This window comes from Methylophilus flavus (assembly GCF_042678905.1).
GTDB lineage: Bacteria > Pseudomonadota > Gammaproteobacteria > Burkholderiales > Methylophilaceae > Methylophilus > Methylophilus flavus.
Genome location: NZ_JBHTLN010000001.1, coordinates 1,002,785 through 1,018,348, shown reverse-complemented (window position 1 = coordinate 1,018,348; position 15,564 = coordinate 1,002,785). Strand labels below are relative to the sequence as shown.

Genomic DNA, 15,564 nt, shown 5'->3' with positions numbered 1-15,564 from the left:
CTCCCTTTAATTAACCTTCAATAATTCATCCCAGTTCGTAGTATAGCTCGGACTCTTACGTTCTTGCTTCATCGCCCACGGCTGGCCGTATCCCTGGCTGCCGACAATCAGTTTACCTTTCCCCATTTTCCTATTCACTGCATCCATGGTTTGCATGAGCCTGTCGCTTTTGCTATCTGGCTCCATGTTGCTAAACATATCATTTTGAATTCCAGCGGCCGGCACAATCTCACCCAGCATGATCCCGGCTTTGGCATATTGATAGCCTGGCTTATATATCTGCTTCAGCACCCACATTGCGATACTGGCCAGCCTGGTTGTGTTGTCAGTGGGTGAGGGTAGTGGCACTGTAAATCCATTACTATACTGCGGCTGATCAGTCCGGAACGGGCTAGTGTGAATGAATACATGCAGTGATCCGGCATACGATTGTTGTCGGCGTAACTTCTCGGCGGCCCGGCTAATATAAAGTGAAACAGACTGCGCCAAATCTTCCAGGGTGGTCACCGGCATGCCAAAGCTGCGGGAGCTGACAATTTGCTGCTTGGGTGGTGCGATTTCTTCCATCTCGATGCAGATCGTGCCATTCAATTCGCGAATGGTTTTTTCCATCACCACGCTGAATAGCTTGCGGAGGCGGGTAGGGTCTGCCCGTTTTAAATCAAATACGGTCATGATTCCCAGGTCATTCAAACGCGGCGCTAACTTGCGACCTACACCCCACACCTCGCCAACTTCAATTTGCATTAAAAGAGCATCGAGCGTCTCATCATCAAAATAGTTGAAATTGCACACACCATCAAATTCAGTTCGTTTTTTCGCACAATGATTAGCAAGCTTTGCCAGTGTTTTAGTTGCACCCATGCCCACGCAAACCGGAAGCCCGGTACCTTGTAATATGGTCTTTCGTATCTGCTGACCGTACTTAATCAGGTCGCGACGCTCAAAGCCTGTCAGGTCCAGGAAGCTTTCATCAATGCTGTAAATTTCCTGCACTGGCGAGAATTGCCTGAGTAGTGACATCACCCGGTTTGACATATCTGCATACAGCGCGTAATTTGAAGAATAAGCAATGATTCCGTGCTGCTTGGCTAGCTCTTTCAATTTGAACCATGGTGCCCCCATTGGAACACCTAGGGCTTTTGCTTCGTTTGATCTGGCAACCGCACAGCCATCATTGTTTGATAGAACGACAACTGGCTTACCGTACAACATTGGATTGAATACGCGTTGACATTCAATATAAAAGTTGTTGCAATCCACTATTGTTATTGTGCGCTGAGCCATGATTTTCGGGATTTCTGACAAATGTTTTTATTGTAACAATAAAAAATATTGAAAGATGTAGGATATGTGTAGTAATTACCAGCCGATTAAAAGAAGCAGTAATCCATGGGTAAAAGACCACTTTAAGATTGACCTTCCAGATGCTGATTGGAAAGGGCACACCTGGCCTATGGATAAGGCACCATTTATTTTTATGGATAATGGAATTCTCAGATGTGAATTAGGAAAATTCGGGCTAGAACCGCTATGGGCTAAAACTAAAAAAAATTATGGTAGGTGGACATATAATGCCCGCAGCGAAACGGCTGATAAAAAACCAACATTCAGCCCGGCGTGGAAACATCAACGCTTTGGGCTAGTGCTTGCTCAACAATTCTTTGAGCCTTTATATCGAGACGGAAAACCAGACTGGGCAGCGATTTCCCGCAAAGACAATGAGCCGACAGCAATAGGCTCGCTATGGGAAAGTTATCCGGACCATGATACGGGTGAAGTAGTACGCTCATTTTCAATGCTGACGGTCAATGCCGATGAACATCCATTCATGCGGCAATTTCATGAGCCAGGCAAAGAAAAGCGTTCAGTTGTGATTGTTGAACCTGGTGATTTTAATAAATGGCTTAATGCCAATCATGAACAGGCAAGGGAGTTAATCAAGTTGCCAAATGTAAATGCACTTGAGTTTGAGTTGTGATAATATTTATTCACTCATTGCAAGTGAGTGCTGTTGTACTACGAGTTTGAAGGCCATCGAAAGGTGGCTTTTTTTTCGCTATGCGATGCCGTTTACCACAGTAATGCCTTCAACTTTATAAGGCACATCACCACTGGATAGGTGGTCAATATCATCACTCGTTAAATCATCAGCTGCAAGTATGCGGATCTCGGCACGGACATTGTTAGTGATCGAGCCGCCAATCAAAGCGACATTATGCTTTTTGCAAATCACCTCTATTTCGTCAATAATTTCCTGGGCTTTGTGAATGTCCATTTTTTGGCCTTAAAAGTGGGTGATAGATAAATAGTGGTGTTATATAAATCAAAGACTTAAAGCGCGTAGAATGGTTTCACAATCACCCAAATATATATAAGTAACTGTATGATTATTAATAGAAAAACAGTTGCGCGAGGCCGTGTCTACGAACCAAAGGGTCGGGCGTTCGAATCGCTCCGGGCGCGCCAAAAAAATAAAAGGGCTAGGTGATTAATCACCTAGCCCTTTTTTTATTTGATGGATTATGATCACGGTTTTTATCATCAGTTAGCAGCATATTTATGCTGCTAAGCGTGATGGCTTGAAAGCGCTATGTAGGCAAAGACTCCTTCAGCAAATGAATGGTTTTTGCGAGGAGTGATGCGTTTTATTGCGGTTAATTTTGAGTGACTTCGTGTCTGAGTGATAAGTCACTGAAATGGTCCGGTCTGTTTTTATTGCTCCTTTTCCGCCAGTGTGGATAAGCGGTAATTTAATGAATCAATGAGTCCTTCCTATCGAATATGCGCATATTAGTGATTGAAGATAACAAAGATATCCTGGCGAATATCGTTGATTTCCTGGCTAAAGATCACAAGGTTGATTGTGCTCAAGATGGTCTGACCGGTTTGCACTTGGCGGTCACACATGAATTTGACCTGATCATTCTCGATGTGATGTTGCCGGGCATGGATGGTTTGCAGCTCACTAAGCGCTTACGCCAGGATGGCAATATCTTTACACCTATCATCATGTTGACCGCGCGTGATACGCTGGAAGATCGTCTGAAAGGGTTCGATTCAGGAGCCGATGATTATCTGGTAAAACCATTCTCATTGTCTGAGCTCGAAGCAAGGGCACTGGCTGTCCACCGGCGTAGCAAAGGGCTGGTGCGTTCCAAATTAATTGTGCATGACTTGGTATTTGAACGGGAAAGTCTGGTAGTCACGCGTGGCGGAATGGTACTCAAAATCCCGCCTCTAGGGTTGAAACTCCTGGAATGCCTGATGCAAAACAGCCCCAATATCGTCAAACGTAGTTTTCTGGAAGAACATTTCTGGAGTGATGTTTCTACGCGTGGCGATAATCTCCGTGCGCACATCTATCAATTGCGTAGCGAAATTGACAGGCGATTTGATGTGCAGCTGGTCCATACAATTCACGGCATTGGCTACAGGGTCGGTGTTGAGCAAACATGAATAAAATCTCGATCAGATGGCGTATCGTGATTGCATTCACGTTGATCACATTATTTGTCGGCGGCGCTTTTTCGCTTGGCATTAATCAAATCATTCATGCCATGGAAGATGAGTTAATTTCCGATCAAATGGATATCAAGTTAAAACTCATTATCTCCAACCCAACACATACCGATGCCAGCCTGGCAAAACTGGGTTTGCATTTGTTCACGCCAGCATCTCCTGAGCATCCAGAACTATCTAAACATCTGGTGAATCTTCCACATGGATTTACTGAAGTTGAGAACGAGCCTTACAGTTATTACATATATCGCCAAACGGTAGATGGGCTTGATTACATCCTAGTGCAAGATCAAAGTCATTATGAAGATGGCTTTGAGAAAAATTTATTCATTGTCTTAAAATCAGGTCTTTTGTTAATTGTGTTGCTGGGGGGGCTGGTGGGCTGGCTACTGGCGCGGCAAATCCTGGCGCCTATCGTCAAATTATCTGAAGTATTCGCCAAACGGAAACAGCAGTCATTACATGAAACTGCCATTGCTGAAAAATTTTCCAATGACGAAATTGGCAGTCTTGCGCAAGCATTTGAAGATACTTATACCAAAGTGAAGGACGCACTTTGGCGTGAGCGGCTTTTCACCAGCGATGTCAGCCATGAGTTTCGTAGCGCATTAATGATTATTTCTTCCAGCTGTGAGTTGTTGTTACAGGATAAGCAAAACAACGATGCCGACTATGAGCGGATCACGCGCATAGCGCGTGCCAGCGCGGAAATGCAGCAACTGATTCAGTCATTACTCATGATTGCGCGGGCAGAGCATACGGCGATTAACCCAACGCAGACGCAAAGCCTGGAACACATCATTGACGAGGCTTTTGCTCGCTGGCAACGAGCTTTTTTAGAAAAGAAAATCGTGCTTAATGTCATTAAAAAAGACATGACAGTTGAAAAGAAAGTGAATGCAGATTTACTGTTAACGGTGTTATCCAACCTGCTCAAAAACGCGCTCAATTACACGGACAGCGGAAAAGTTGAAATTATTTTAGAAGGCCATTCAATCTCGGTGGTGGATACCGGGATTGGCATTGATTTAAACAAGCAGAGCCAGATGTTGAAACCCTTTGTGCGGGGTAGTGAACTGCCTCTTGATGGCCTGGGTTTGGGGCTATCACTGATTCAACGCATTTGTGAACATAAAGGCTGGCGCTTAAATCTGTTTTCTGAACCTAGAAAGGGTTCTACATTCACCATTATTGTGTAGCATCTTCACAAAAAAATCACAAAAAAACAACGGAAACTTAACTTCCCATTTATTAGTATTCTGGAATGAGATGGCTTCTCATTATTAAACGCAGTAATACTAATTAAATTAAAGGGATATGATGTATAACACGCGCGCTTTCCGTATGCGGCCGATGGCGGTCATACTTGGATTACTCTTTGCGAGTGCACAGCCAGCTTTTGCCGAAGAGCCTCAACAACTTCCGGATGTGGATGTCAAAACCACCAAAGAAAAACCGATAACAAATGGCTATGTCACCAAAAAATCCAGCACTTCCACCAAAACTGAAACAGACCTGATTGATATTCCACAATCAATCACCGTGTTTAACAAACAGCAGATGAAGGATCAGGCAGTACAGAATCTTGGAGATGTAGTTCGCTACACACCTGGTGTGGGTGCGGCACAAGGTGAAGGAAACCGCGAAACATTTATCTTTCGTGGCGTTGCTTCAACTGCTGATTTTTTCCAGGATGGCATTCGCGATGACACACAGTATTATCGCGACCTGTATAACGTAGAGCGTGTTGAAGTCCTGAAAGGCCCTAACGGCATGATTTTTGGCCGTGGCGGTGCAGGCGGTTTGATTAACCGGGTCACCAAGGAGGCAAACTGGAACAGCTTGCGCGAAATTGGCTTGCAATATGGCTCATTTGACCAGGCCCGCGGTACCGTTGATTACAACCAGGCTATCAATGATGTGGCGGCTTTCCGTCTGAATGCCATGTACGAAGACGGCAACAGCTATCGTGATGGTGTGAGTCTAGAGCGTAAGGCGATTAACCCAACCGTGACAATCAAACCATCTGACAATACTAAAATTGTTGCAGGCCTTGAATATTTTAAAGACGAAAGAATCGCTGATCGTGGCATTCCATCACGTAATGGCCGCCCGGTAGATACAAATGACTCCACATTTTTTGGTAATTCAAGATTAAGCCCTACACATACCGAAGTGACCGCTTTCAATTTCTTGTTTGAGCACTTGTTTGATAATGGCGTGACTTTGAAAAACCGTACTCGCTATGCAAACTACAATAAGTTTTACCAGAACGTATTTGCAAATGGTTCTGTTACACCACTATCACGAGTAGCCATTGCTGCTTATAACGTCGATACAGATCGCCAAAATCTGATTAACCAAACCGACCTGACTTTTAACTGGGATACCAGTTTCATCAAGCATGAATCACTTGTGGGTGTGGAATTGGGTCGCCAGCGCACTTCTAATTTTCGTCAAACAGGCTTTTTCAATAATCTCACTACGTCTGTTACCGTTCCATTAAGCGATCCTACTACCAATGCACCTATTACCTGGCGCCAAAATGGCACAGATGCTGATAATTACGTTCAAAATGATACTTATGCAGCATATTTCCAGGATCAAATGAAATTTAGTGAACAATGGTCTGCAATTGCGGGGTTAAGGTATGACCGCTTCAATACTGATTACACTAACTACAGGTTAACGGCGACAAACACAAACTACAACATCAAGACCAGCGATGATTTATTCTCACCACGTGTTGGATTAATCTTCAAACCGGTGGAAAACCTGTCTGTATACAGTAGTTATACAATAAGCTACGTGCCTCGTGCTGGTGAACAACTTGCAAGTTTGACAGCTACTAACAAGTCATTCGACCCTGAGCGATACAATAATATGGAAGTGGGTGTTAAGTGGGATTACTCACCTGATCTCGCGCTAACGGCTGCCGTGTATAAATTGGAACGTAACAAATTTGCTGTGGCAGATCCAGCCAATCCGGGAACTAATCAAGTACTAGTCGACGGACAAGAGGTCAAAGGTGTGGAAATCGGCATTAACGGCAAGTTAACCGATGCCTGGAGTGTTGCAGGTGGTTACGCTTACCAGGATGCCGAGTTCACCAAAGCTCAGCCCAGTGCTAATGCATTGAACGTCATCCCGGCGGGTGCGGATGTTGCCCAGGTGCCACGTCACACATTTTCATTGTGGAACCGTTATGACTTCAATGAAGTCTGGGGTGCTGGGCTTGGAGTGATCAGCCGTTCAGAAATGTATGCACTAGCACCTACCGTATCTACCAGCGTGATGCTGCCGGGTTATGTACGTCTGGATGCAGCCGTGTTTGCGCAAGTGAATAAGGATCTGCGCGTACAACTCAACATTGAAAACCTGTTGAATAAAGACTACTACCTGTTTGCGCATACTAACAACAACATCACACCGGGTTCGCCACTGGCGGCCCGTTTATCTGTGATTGCCAATTTCTAATGCCTTAGCGTTTCTAAGCATTGGAAAAACTTAAAGCCCCAAGTGTCACTTGGGGCTTTTTTCATTTTGAACATCGTTTAAACATAGGTATAAATATAGTTGCTAAGCATCTGTCGAATATATAACCAGCATTAGCAGGCGCTAACCAAGCACTAGGCACATGCCAGCATAGCGAGAGGTGTGTCAGATATGGTATGCTTTAACTTTGTTTTTTCATTGGTGTTTTAGTGTCTCTTAATGCTTGTTTGGCGCGGATTGCAGACGATATGCAGCAGGTGGATGTCGTTGTTCGCCAGTCTTTGTCATCCCAAGTTCCACTGATTAACCAAATCTCAGAATACATCATCCATAGTGGCGGCAAACGCCTGCGTCCGGCACTAGTATTAATGTCTGGTGATCTGGCTGGTGGTGTAACGCCAGCGCATCATCAGCTTGCAGTCATTATCGAATTCATTCACACCGCGACCTTATTGCATGATGATGTGGTGGATGCCTCAGACCTGCGTCGTGGAAAATCGACCGCCAATCACGTCTATGGAAACCCAGCCAGCGTACTGGTGGGTGATTTTTTGTATTCACGCGCTTTCCAGATGATGGTCAAGCTGCAGAATATGCGCGTGATGGAAATCCTGGCTGACGCCACCAATACCATTTCTGAAGGTGAAGTGTTGCAGTTGCTGAATGTGCGCAACATTGGCGTAAGTGAACAGGATTACCTGCAAGTCATTCATTTTAAAACAGCCAAGTTATTTGAGGCGGCCACACGCCTGGGTGCGGTGCAATGCCAGGCAAGTCCAGAGCGTGAGGAAGCACTGGCAACCTATGGCATGCATTTAGGAACGGCATTCCAGCTGATTGATGATGTATTGGATTTAACCGGGGATAGTGAAAAAATCGGTAAAACCTTAGGCAATGACCTCGCGGAAGGCAAAGTGACTTTGCCTATGCTCTATGCGATTCAGCAGGCGCCCTCGGAACAGGCCGAGTTGGTAAAACAGGCATTGCTGGAAGGGCAGGTAGCCCAGTTAGAACAGGTGCTTGAGATTTTGCATGCAGTGAATGCATTTGAGTATGTGCGTTCAGTCGCACAAAAAGAGGCGCTGTTAGCCTGTCAGGCGCTGGATAGTTTTGAATCAGGCCCTGCCAAGCAAGCATTGCTGGATCTGGCGCAATTTTCTGTCAGCCGCCAGCAGTAAAACTGCTGCAGCATGCATTGTGAGAACGCATGCTGCCCCGACTAAACCTCAGCTAATTTAGCGCAATCGGTTCGCCACTGACGTGGTAATAACTTAATCTCGCGCATTCATTGGTTGCGTTAGTCAGCGCGCCGTCAAACAGCGATTCGCCATCCACATCGACTACCGCATAGCCGTTATGATAAAGCGTCACTTCAGCTTGCAATGTATGGTCCGAGCGGCTGGCAATGGTTGGCAAGCCATGTTTGTGCGAAGCGCGCATGGCGAAGCTGACGCAATTTTCCTCTTCCTCCTCACTGTAGACTTCCCAGTGTGATTGTCCGGTCAGGTTTGCCAACCATCCTGGCAGGTCGACTTCAACCCGGCAAATCACCGGTTCGTCCCAGGCCGGATGTTCCACCTGGCCCAGCTCGACTTCGGCCAGCTCGACTTCGGTAGGAGGCGTGAATTTGATTTGATCAGACATAGGCAACTTCCTTCACTAGTAAGATTCAGATGCGAAGTCACTCGACTGGAGTGTGATTCTCATCTTACACATAAATGGTGACATTGAATCTGTTTTCAAGCCCGTCATTTCGGCTTTCCAACAGGTTTTGCCACGCACACACGGCTTTTAATCTTGCTTACTTGTATTAACGATGAGATGATGCAGCAACCTTAATAGTGTTATCGGTATCATGACAGAATTCCTTGAACCTGTTTTAAATTTATTAAGAACGCAACCACATTTTCTGCAGGGTGTATGCCTGGTCCTCGGCTTGCTGGTGGGCAGTTTCCTCAACGTAGTGATACACCGCCTGCCCAAAATGATGGAGCGTGAATGGCATGCCAATTGCCTGGATTTGCAGGGTAAAGATGTGCCAGAACAGCCAAAATATAACCTGGTGGTTCCGCGCTCTTCCTGCCCGAATTGCGGCCATATGATAGGCGCGCTGGAAAATATTCCTGTCATCAGTTATCTGTTTTTACGCGGACGATGCAAGGCTTGTAAAACACCAATTTCTATCCGTTATCCGCTGGTTGAAGCGCTGACTGGTGCATTATCCCTTGCGGTCGCCGTGCAATATGGTTATAGCCATCTGACCTTGTTTGCCCTGGTATTTGTCATCGCGCTGGTTGCTTTAACCTTTATCGATTTCGATACCCAGTTATTGCCTGACGATATTACCTTGCCGTTGTTGTGGCTGGGCTTGTTGCTGAATCTGAATAGCGGATTCACGGATATTAATTCTGCTGTAGTGGGTGCCATGGCCGGTTACCTTGTACTATGGGCTGTGTATTGGTTATTTAAACTCGTCACCGGCAAAGAAGGCATGGGCTACGGCGATTTTAAATTGCTGGCCGCGATTGGTGCCTGGTTTGGCTGGCAACTACTGCCTGCGGTGATATTGCTGAGTTCAGTGGTCGGCAGCGTGATTGGCATAGGTTTGATTCTATTCAAAGGTAAAACCCGCCAGACCGCCATCCCTTTTGGCCCCTTTCTGGCGCTAGGTGGCATTGCTGCCTTGTTTTACGGTCAAACGCTGGCCGCTTTCTATCTGATGCCTTGATGGGTAACTGATGACTAAAGTGGTAGCCGTCACCGGCGGCATAGGCAGTGGTAAGAGCGAGGTGGGCAAAACCTTTGTTGAGCTTGGTGTCCCTGTCGTTGACCTGGATGAGATCGCACATGCGATGAGCGCTCCCGGGAGTGCTGCCATGCAAACCGTGCGGCAGACATTTGGTGATGCCATGTTTGCGGAAAATGGCCAGCTAGACCGGAGCAGACTGCGCGAACTGGTTTTTGCAGACCCGGATGCCCTGGATAAGCTCAATCAAATCATGCATCCGGCCATCCGTGCAGAGGCTATACGCCAGATTGAGCAACATTCCGCGCATCCTTATGTCATTCTGGCGATCCCGTTACTTGTTGAAAGCCGCGATGACTGGGCCATCATCGATCATGTGGTGGTTGTGGATTGCAGTGAAGACACGCAACTCGCGCGCGTGATGCAACGTAATACGTTTTCTGAAGCGATGGCTCAAGCCATTATTGCCGCGCAAAGCAGCCGTCAGGAACGACTGGAGATTGCTGATACAGTGATCGAAAACGATCAAACATTGCCAGATTTACACGAAAAAGTACTCAAGTTTCATCAAATTTTCTCAAAAACTTGCCAGTGAGTAAAAAGGGTTTCATAATCAGGCTTTTATTGCATACTTTTCAAGTATCAGCTGACAGAAAAGGCTGCCGTGTCGAGCTACGAGTTTCCATTTAACGAGCGCATCAGAACATATCTCCGCCTGGAAGATTTGTTTGTAAAGATGTTGCACCATATTGAAGTAGGCCATGAGGTGAATCATCATGTGGCGCTGCTGACGCTGCTACAAATCCTGGACCTGATTGATCGTGGTGATTTAAAAGTCGATTTATTGCAGGAACTGGACAGGCACAAAGTCCAGCTTTCATTCTTGCAGAACAATCCGAATATCGATCAAGATGCATTGAGCGATACCTTGGCCAGCCTTGACCGTTGTGCAACGGCATTAAGGTCGGATCACCAGAAACTAGGCCAGTCGTTGCGCGATAATGACTGGTTGATGAGCGTGAAGCAACGTGCCGGTATCCCGGGTGGCGTCTGTGAGTTTGATTTACCTTCCTATCGCCACTGGTTGTATTTGTCGCTCGAGCGTCGCAAAACTGACTTTAACCAGTGGTTAACGAAGCTGATGCCCATGTACGAAGCTATCCGCATGATTCTGCAGCTATTGCGCGGCAGCGGTCAGGTACTGTCGCTCGTGGCGCATAAAGGGGCTTACCAGCAGCAGTTATCCGGCCATAAACCCGCACAATTATTGCGCATTGAAATAGGCCACGATGAATGCTTCCCTGAGGTGAGTGCCAACAAGTACGCCATTAATATCCGTTTCCAGAAACTGGATTTTGTGCAAAGACCTAAAGCCTGCGAGCAGGATATCCCTTTCAAGATGATCATCTGTAACTTCACCGGCCCTGGACACAACTAATGCAGACAACGGTCAAACCCCGCCAGGTGGCGTGCCCGGGCTGTAGCGAACTGGTCGTGTATTCAACCGCTAATCCCTACCGCCCATTTTGCAGTGAGCGTTGCAAATTGATGGATTTGGGCGATTGGGCCACCGAAAAATTCAGGATCCCTGATGCAACGCCGCCTGACCTGGACGAATCTGAGTCTTGAACAAAGCTGAGTAATGCGCCCATGTTAAAAAGCATCATCATGAAAAAACCGGCCAGCATTTTATCCAACCTTGTTTTAGCTGGCTGCTTGATGCTGGGTTCCAGCATAGCGCAAGCGGAGGTTACCATTAGTGATGCCTGGGTGCGCTCGACTAACCCTGGCCAATCTGTGGCAGCTGCTTACCTCACGCTGAGCAGTCGCGAAAATGTAAGCCTGGTCTATGTTGAAACCGAACGTGCTGGCACGACTGAATTGCATAGCATGGCCATGCAAAACGGTGTGATGAAAATGCGCCATGTGGAAGCACTGACTATTCCAGCTAATAAGCCAGTCAAGCTCGCGCCTGGCGGCTTGCACCTGATGCTGTTTGAATTACCAAGTCCGTTTAAAACTGGTGAGCAGATCAAATTCCGGTTTTGCTTCAAAGACAAAACAGGCAGGATTCATGAGCAAGTTGTCAGCCTGCCTGTCAAAACAGCAAATTAAAGCTGAATTCGCACCCCCTTTATTCTTTAAATTTTTAGCTTCCAATGTTGCTGCATGTGCTGGTAAATCATTTACTACGCAACGATAATGAATATCGTTAATACGATTAACATAACTTTTCTCAAGCCCTCCTTAACTTACTTCCTGGCTAGCCGTTATCTGTATGCGGACCTGGTATTTACTCAGGATGCATATCCATTGATGATCGGTAATAATATTAACAACAGGTTATAGGGCAATGACAACCAACACATTGCAGCGTATGCGTACCGGAGAACTGGCGCTCGGTATGTTTGTCGCTGAATTAGACATTCCATGGCTGGATAGTCCATTTATCCTGCAGGGTTTCCTGATAGAGAATGACACGCAGCTGAGTGAGTTGCGTACGCTATGCCGTGAAGTCATGGTAGATAAAAATATGTCTACCGGTATGCATTTCGCGCCAGTTAAACGTGAGAAAGCGACAGGTGTTTCCCGCACTGCGTCCGCCAGCCAGGTAAATGAAGGTTCACCTACTGCGACATCCCGCAGGTCACAGTCTCCAAATAGTTTTTTAAAGGTTGTACACGCGTTGCGCGAAGGTAAAGTGCCGCCTGTGGTGGATGTGGCATCACCTCAATCGACCTCTGCGAAATCAGCAAATGTATCTACACATGTAAAGCCTGTATCAGCGCAAACTTCTCAAAAACATCACCAGCAGGCCTCGGTATCATTCTGGAACCGGCTGTACAGCTGGCTTTACGGTTTAAGCACTCCGCAAAAGAAAAATGCGGACAGTGACCTGATTAAACTGCAGAAAACAGCCCCGGATCAACAGGAAACAATCGCTTCAAGTATTCCGGTGGAGCTTGAGATTGTTGAGGTATATCCGCAGTTTGCCAAAACTGAGGCGGATACCCGCGATGTGTTTGAGAAGATCGCGCTAGGCACCAATGTAGATCTGGTGCATGTCAGCCAGTCGCTCGATAATATGTTGCAGAGCATTGAGCGTAATCCGGATGCGCTGTTGTGGCTTTCCCGCCTCAGGCAAACTGATGATTATGCCTACAACAAGGCGCTGTATGTCAGCATCAATATGATGGCATTCGGTCATTTCCTGTCGCTGCCGAGAAAGCATGTCAAAGATTTGGGCATGGCTGGCCTGTTTCAGGATCTAGGCAAAATCCAGATTCCTACCGAAATCCTGCAAAAACCAGGCCGGTTGGAGGAAAGCGAGTTCCTGTTGGTGATGCAGCACGTGCAGACCAGCCTGGATACTTTGCGGTCCAATACCGATATCAGCCAGGATGTGATGCAGATTGTGGCTGAACACCATGAGCGGTTTGATGGCAGCGGTTATCCCAATCAGCTTGCAGGCGCCGATATTTCTTTACTCGGGCAAATTGCCGGCATTATGGATACCTATTGCGCCATGACCAGCGATAAACCGTATGCCAAAGGCATGTTCAGTCATCAGGTGCTAGAGCACTTATATACCACCAAGAATGAAAAATTCAGCGAGTCATTGATAGACCAGCTGATCCAGTTTTTCGGTATCTACCCGGTCAGCTCGCTGGTTGAGCTGAATAGCGGCGAAGTTGCAGTCGTGATTCAGCAGAACCAGATCCGGCGATTACAACCGCGCGTGATGATCTTGCTGGATACACAAAAAGTACGTATGAAATCGCCTGTCACCCTGGACCTGATTCATGGTCCGCTGACGCCAGCCGGCGATGCATATAGAATCGTGCGTGGCTTACCCCCAGATTGCTACGGGCTTAATCCGGCGCACTATTACGATTAAACATGCAATACATACAACCTACTGAGCGCGCAGCACGGCTTGAAAGTGACAAGCCGTCAGAGCAAAGAGCATTTAGGCGTTACCAGCCGTTATCAGCCGATGCATTGGCAGCACGCCTTTTGCAGTTTGGCCTGAAGCCCGCTGATGTTACGCGTAGCGCACTCCGCTTGCAGTCTGCGCAAGTAGCACACATACAAACGCATTTAATGAATGAGCCGCAGGTGAACCGGGCGCTGGTGCAACAATATAGCAGCGCTATTGAGAAGCTGGTCCAGCGTCATGATCTGGATGCATTTACAGAGGCTTTCAATGACCTGGCTGTCATCTGGATTGACTTGTATGCAGAAGGTGTTTCCATTACCTCCGTGGATACATTATTGAGTGCCATATCCGTTCCGCAATGGTTTTCAAACTCTAAAACGCAAGCGCTTAAGCATTGCCTTTCGCATTGCTTGATAGAGTCAGCCGCCAGGTATGACCATACCGCTCTCGAGTTCGCCAGACGCCACCATCAGCATAGTCATTTACCTAACGGCCGCTTGCTGATGGAACAATTGCAGCAACTGCTGATCTTTAGCCAGTCCGAAGCAGGCTTGCTACTGATCAGCTTTAAACTGAGTTCTACCATGCTGGATGGCCATCGCCACCGTATGCCTGAAGTCGCCGTTGAAATCATAAAACGCCTGCAACAAAGCCTGCCTAAAGACCATACCTTGTTCCACCTTGATGCATACGAGTTTGCAGTGTTATCACCGCAGCTAGACCATAGCGTGAAGCTCGACCTGCTCTCGGCGAAGCTTAGACGCCCATTTGAATTCACCGTGAATGCCAATCACCAGATGTTTTCTGTGAGCCCGGTGATCGGCGGTGTGTGTCGCGATGCTACCCACAAAAAAGCCGAAGATATGCTTTCGCAAGCACGTCTGGCACTAGAGCACGCGGATAGCACCTATCAATCTTTTGCCACGTATTCAGAAGCATTAAGCCAGCATGCAGATGCCAACGCACAACTGCGGCAGGACGTACTGGAAGCGTTCGAAAATGACCGTATGGCTTTATATCTGCAACCGATTGTGGATACCCATAGCGGGGAATGCATGGGCGCCGAGGCATTGTTGAGGTGTCGCAAAGCAAATGGTGAATTCATTCCGCCGCCGGTGGTGATCGAAGTGCTGTACCAACAGGGCTTGGGCAACATGTTTATCCGCTGGCTGATTAACACGTCATGCCGCTTGGCCAGCACCATTAAACAGAAAACGCAGCAGCCGATTTTTCTTTCCATCAACCTGACTGCTGACGATTTGATCAATAGGGAATTGCCATATTTGCTCGCGCAGGCATTAAAGCTTTGGGATGTAGAAGCCAGTATTTTCACACTTGAAATCACCGAAAACGGCTTGCTGGTGGATGAAGATACCGCTGTCGAGATCATGCACGAATTCACCAGCATGGGGTGCCGCATGGCGCTGGATGATTTTGGTACAGGTTATTCTTCCATGTCACGCCTGCGTAATCTGCCGATAGACCTGGTGAAAATCGATCAATCCTTCGTTCGTAACGTAGCGCATTCAGCACAAGACCGTGCCATCGTCCAGGGCATCATCACCATGGCCCACGGGCTGGGTAAAAAAGTCGTTGCCGAAGGTGTTGAAGATGCCGACTGCCTGGCAATTATCCAGTCATTGCAATGCGAAAAAATCCAGGGTTATTACTTCTCCCGACCTTTACCCTTTGAGCAGTTTTTAGCATGGATAGAAGAGGGGAAAGCATCGGTTCCAGAAGTGGCAATCGTGAATCAGCAGGCAACTGCATAAGGCATCACCTATCAAATTACGCCTAAGCATCAGTAAGGCATTAGCAAATCAAATCATGATTGGTGCTGGGCAGGCAATCTGTCTAATAT

At 47.0% G+C, this 15,564-nt stretch carries 15 protein-coding genes; 12 read left to right on the top strand and 3 right to left on the bottom strand.

The genetic code is table 11. The annotated features are described in order from the left end of the window. Positions 1–6: 6 nt before the first annotated feature. The gene (locus tag ACFQ2T_RS04830; protein WP_379031238.1) at positions 7–1,287 is read right to left on the bottom strand and encodes a Y-family DNA polymerase; all 1,281 of its coding nucleotides are present in this window, start codon (positions 1,285–1,287) and stop codon (positions 7–9) included. Between the two features lie 64 nt (positions 1,288–1,351). Here ACFQ2T_RS04830 and ACFQ2T_RS04825 point away from each other — a divergent pair, with 64 nt between their 5' ends. Then, positions 1,352–1,981 (top strand): SOS response-associated peptidase family protein, encoded by a 630-nt coding sequence (locus ACFQ2T_RS04825; protein ID WP_379031236.1) that lies wholly within the window; start codon positions 1,352–1,354, stop codon positions 1,979–1,981. Between the two features lie 78 nt (positions 1,982–2,059). Here the strand turns inward: ACFQ2T_RS04825 and ACFQ2T_RS04820 are convergent, their stop codons facing one another. Next, complete coding sequence (locus ACFQ2T_RS04820; protein WP_379031233.1) at positions 2,060–2,278, bottom strand: hypothetical protein; 219 nt, start codon at positions 2,276–2,278, stop codon at positions 2,060–2,062. A 506-nt stretch (positions 2,279–2,784) separates the two neighbouring features. Between ACFQ2T_RS04820 and ACFQ2T_RS04815 the strand changes: the two genes are divergently transcribed. The 4 genes from ACFQ2T_RS04815 to ACFQ2T_RS04800 all read left to right on the top strand — a co-directional run bounded on the left by ACFQ2T_RS04815 (position 2,785) and on the right by ACFQ2T_RS04800 (position 8,195). After that, a complete protein-coding gene (locus tag ACFQ2T_RS04815; protein WP_379031230.1) occupies positions 2,785–3,459 on the top strand; it encodes a response regulator transcription factor in 675 nt (224 codons plus the stop codon). Further along, positions 3,456–4,721, top strand: a complete 1,266-nt coding sequence (locus tag ACFQ2T_RS04810) for a sensor histidine kinase (protein ID WP_379031227.1) — start codon at positions 3,456–3,458, stop codon at positions 4,719–4,721. The genes ACFQ2T_RS04815 and ACFQ2T_RS04810 overlap by 4 nt, the downstream gene beginning before the upstream one ends. Positions 4,722–4,839: 118 nt before the next feature. Continuing rightward, positions 4,840–6,999 (top strand): TonB-dependent receptor, encoded by a 2,160-nt coding sequence (locus tag ACFQ2T_RS04805; RefSeq protein WP_379031225.1) that lies wholly within the window; start codon positions 4,840–4,842, stop codon positions 6,997–6,999. Between the two features lie 266 nt (positions 7,000–7,265). Continuing rightward, complete coding sequence (locus ACFQ2T_RS04800) at positions 7,266–8,195, top strand: polyprenyl synthetase family protein (protein ID WP_379033900.1); 930 nt, start codon at positions 7,266–7,268, stop codon at positions 8,193–8,195. A 52-nt stretch (positions 8,196–8,247) separates the two neighbouring features. Here the strand turns inward: ACFQ2T_RS04800 and ACFQ2T_RS04795 are convergent, their stop codons facing one another. After that, positions 8,248–8,661, bottom strand: a complete 414-nt coding sequence (locus ACFQ2T_RS04795) for a hypothetical protein (protein WP_379031222.1) — start codon at positions 8,659–8,661, stop codon at positions 8,248–8,250. A 211-nt stretch (positions 8,662–8,872) separates the two neighbouring features. Between ACFQ2T_RS04795 and ACFQ2T_RS04790 the strand changes: the two genes are divergently transcribed. The 7 genes from ACFQ2T_RS04790 to ACFQ2T_RS04760 all read left to right on the top strand — a co-directional run bounded on the left by ACFQ2T_RS04790 (position 8,873) and on the right by ACFQ2T_RS04760 (position 15,475). After that, positions 8,873–9,745: a prepilin peptidase gene (locus ACFQ2T_RS04790; protein ID WP_379031219.1), complete on the top strand. Its 873-nt coding sequence runs from the start codon at positions 8,873–8,875 to the stop codon at positions 9,743–9,745. A gap of 10 nt (positions 9,746–9,755) precedes the next feature. After that, positions 9,756–10,358: a dephospho-CoA kinase gene (coaE, locus tag ACFQ2T_RS04785; protein WP_379031216.1), complete on the top strand. Its 603-nt coding sequence runs from the start codon at positions 9,756–9,758 to the stop codon at positions 10,356–10,358. 69 nt (positions 10,359–10,427) lie between these two features. Further along, the gene (gene zapD, locus ACFQ2T_RS04780) at positions 10,428–11,201 is read left to right on the top strand and encodes a cell division protein ZapD (RefSeq protein ID WP_379031213.1); all 774 of its coding nucleotides are present in this window, start codon (positions 10,428–10,430) and stop codon (positions 11,199–11,201) included. Beyond that, positions 11,201–11,392, top strand: coding sequence for a DNA gyrase inhibitor YacG (locus tag ACFQ2T_RS04775; RefSeq protein ID WP_379031210.1), 192 nt, complete (start codon positions 11,201–11,203; stop codon positions 11,390–11,392). The genes zapD and ACFQ2T_RS04775 overlap by 1 nt, the downstream gene beginning before the upstream one ends. Positions 11,393–11,413: 21 nt before the next feature. Then, positions 11,414–11,878 carry a copper chaperone PCu(A)C gene (locus tag ACFQ2T_RS04770; protein WP_379031207.1) on the top strand — a complete coding sequence of 155 codons (465 nt, stop codon included), beginning with the start codon at positions 11,414–11,416 and terminating at the stop codon, positions 11,876–11,878. Between the two features lie 238 nt (positions 11,879–12,116). Next, positions 12,117–13,661: an HD-GYP domain-containing protein gene (locus tag ACFQ2T_RS04765; protein WP_379031204.1), complete on the top strand. Its 1,545-nt coding sequence runs from the start codon at positions 12,117–12,119 to the stop codon at positions 13,659–13,661. 2 nt (positions 13,662–13,663) lie between these two features. After that, positions 13,664–15,475, top strand: a complete 1,812-nt coding sequence (locus ACFQ2T_RS04760) for a putative bifunctional diguanylate cyclase/phosphodiesterase (RefSeq protein WP_379031201.1) — start codon at positions 13,664–13,666, stop codon at positions 15,473–15,475. Positions 15,476–15,564: the final 89 nt, after the last annotated feature.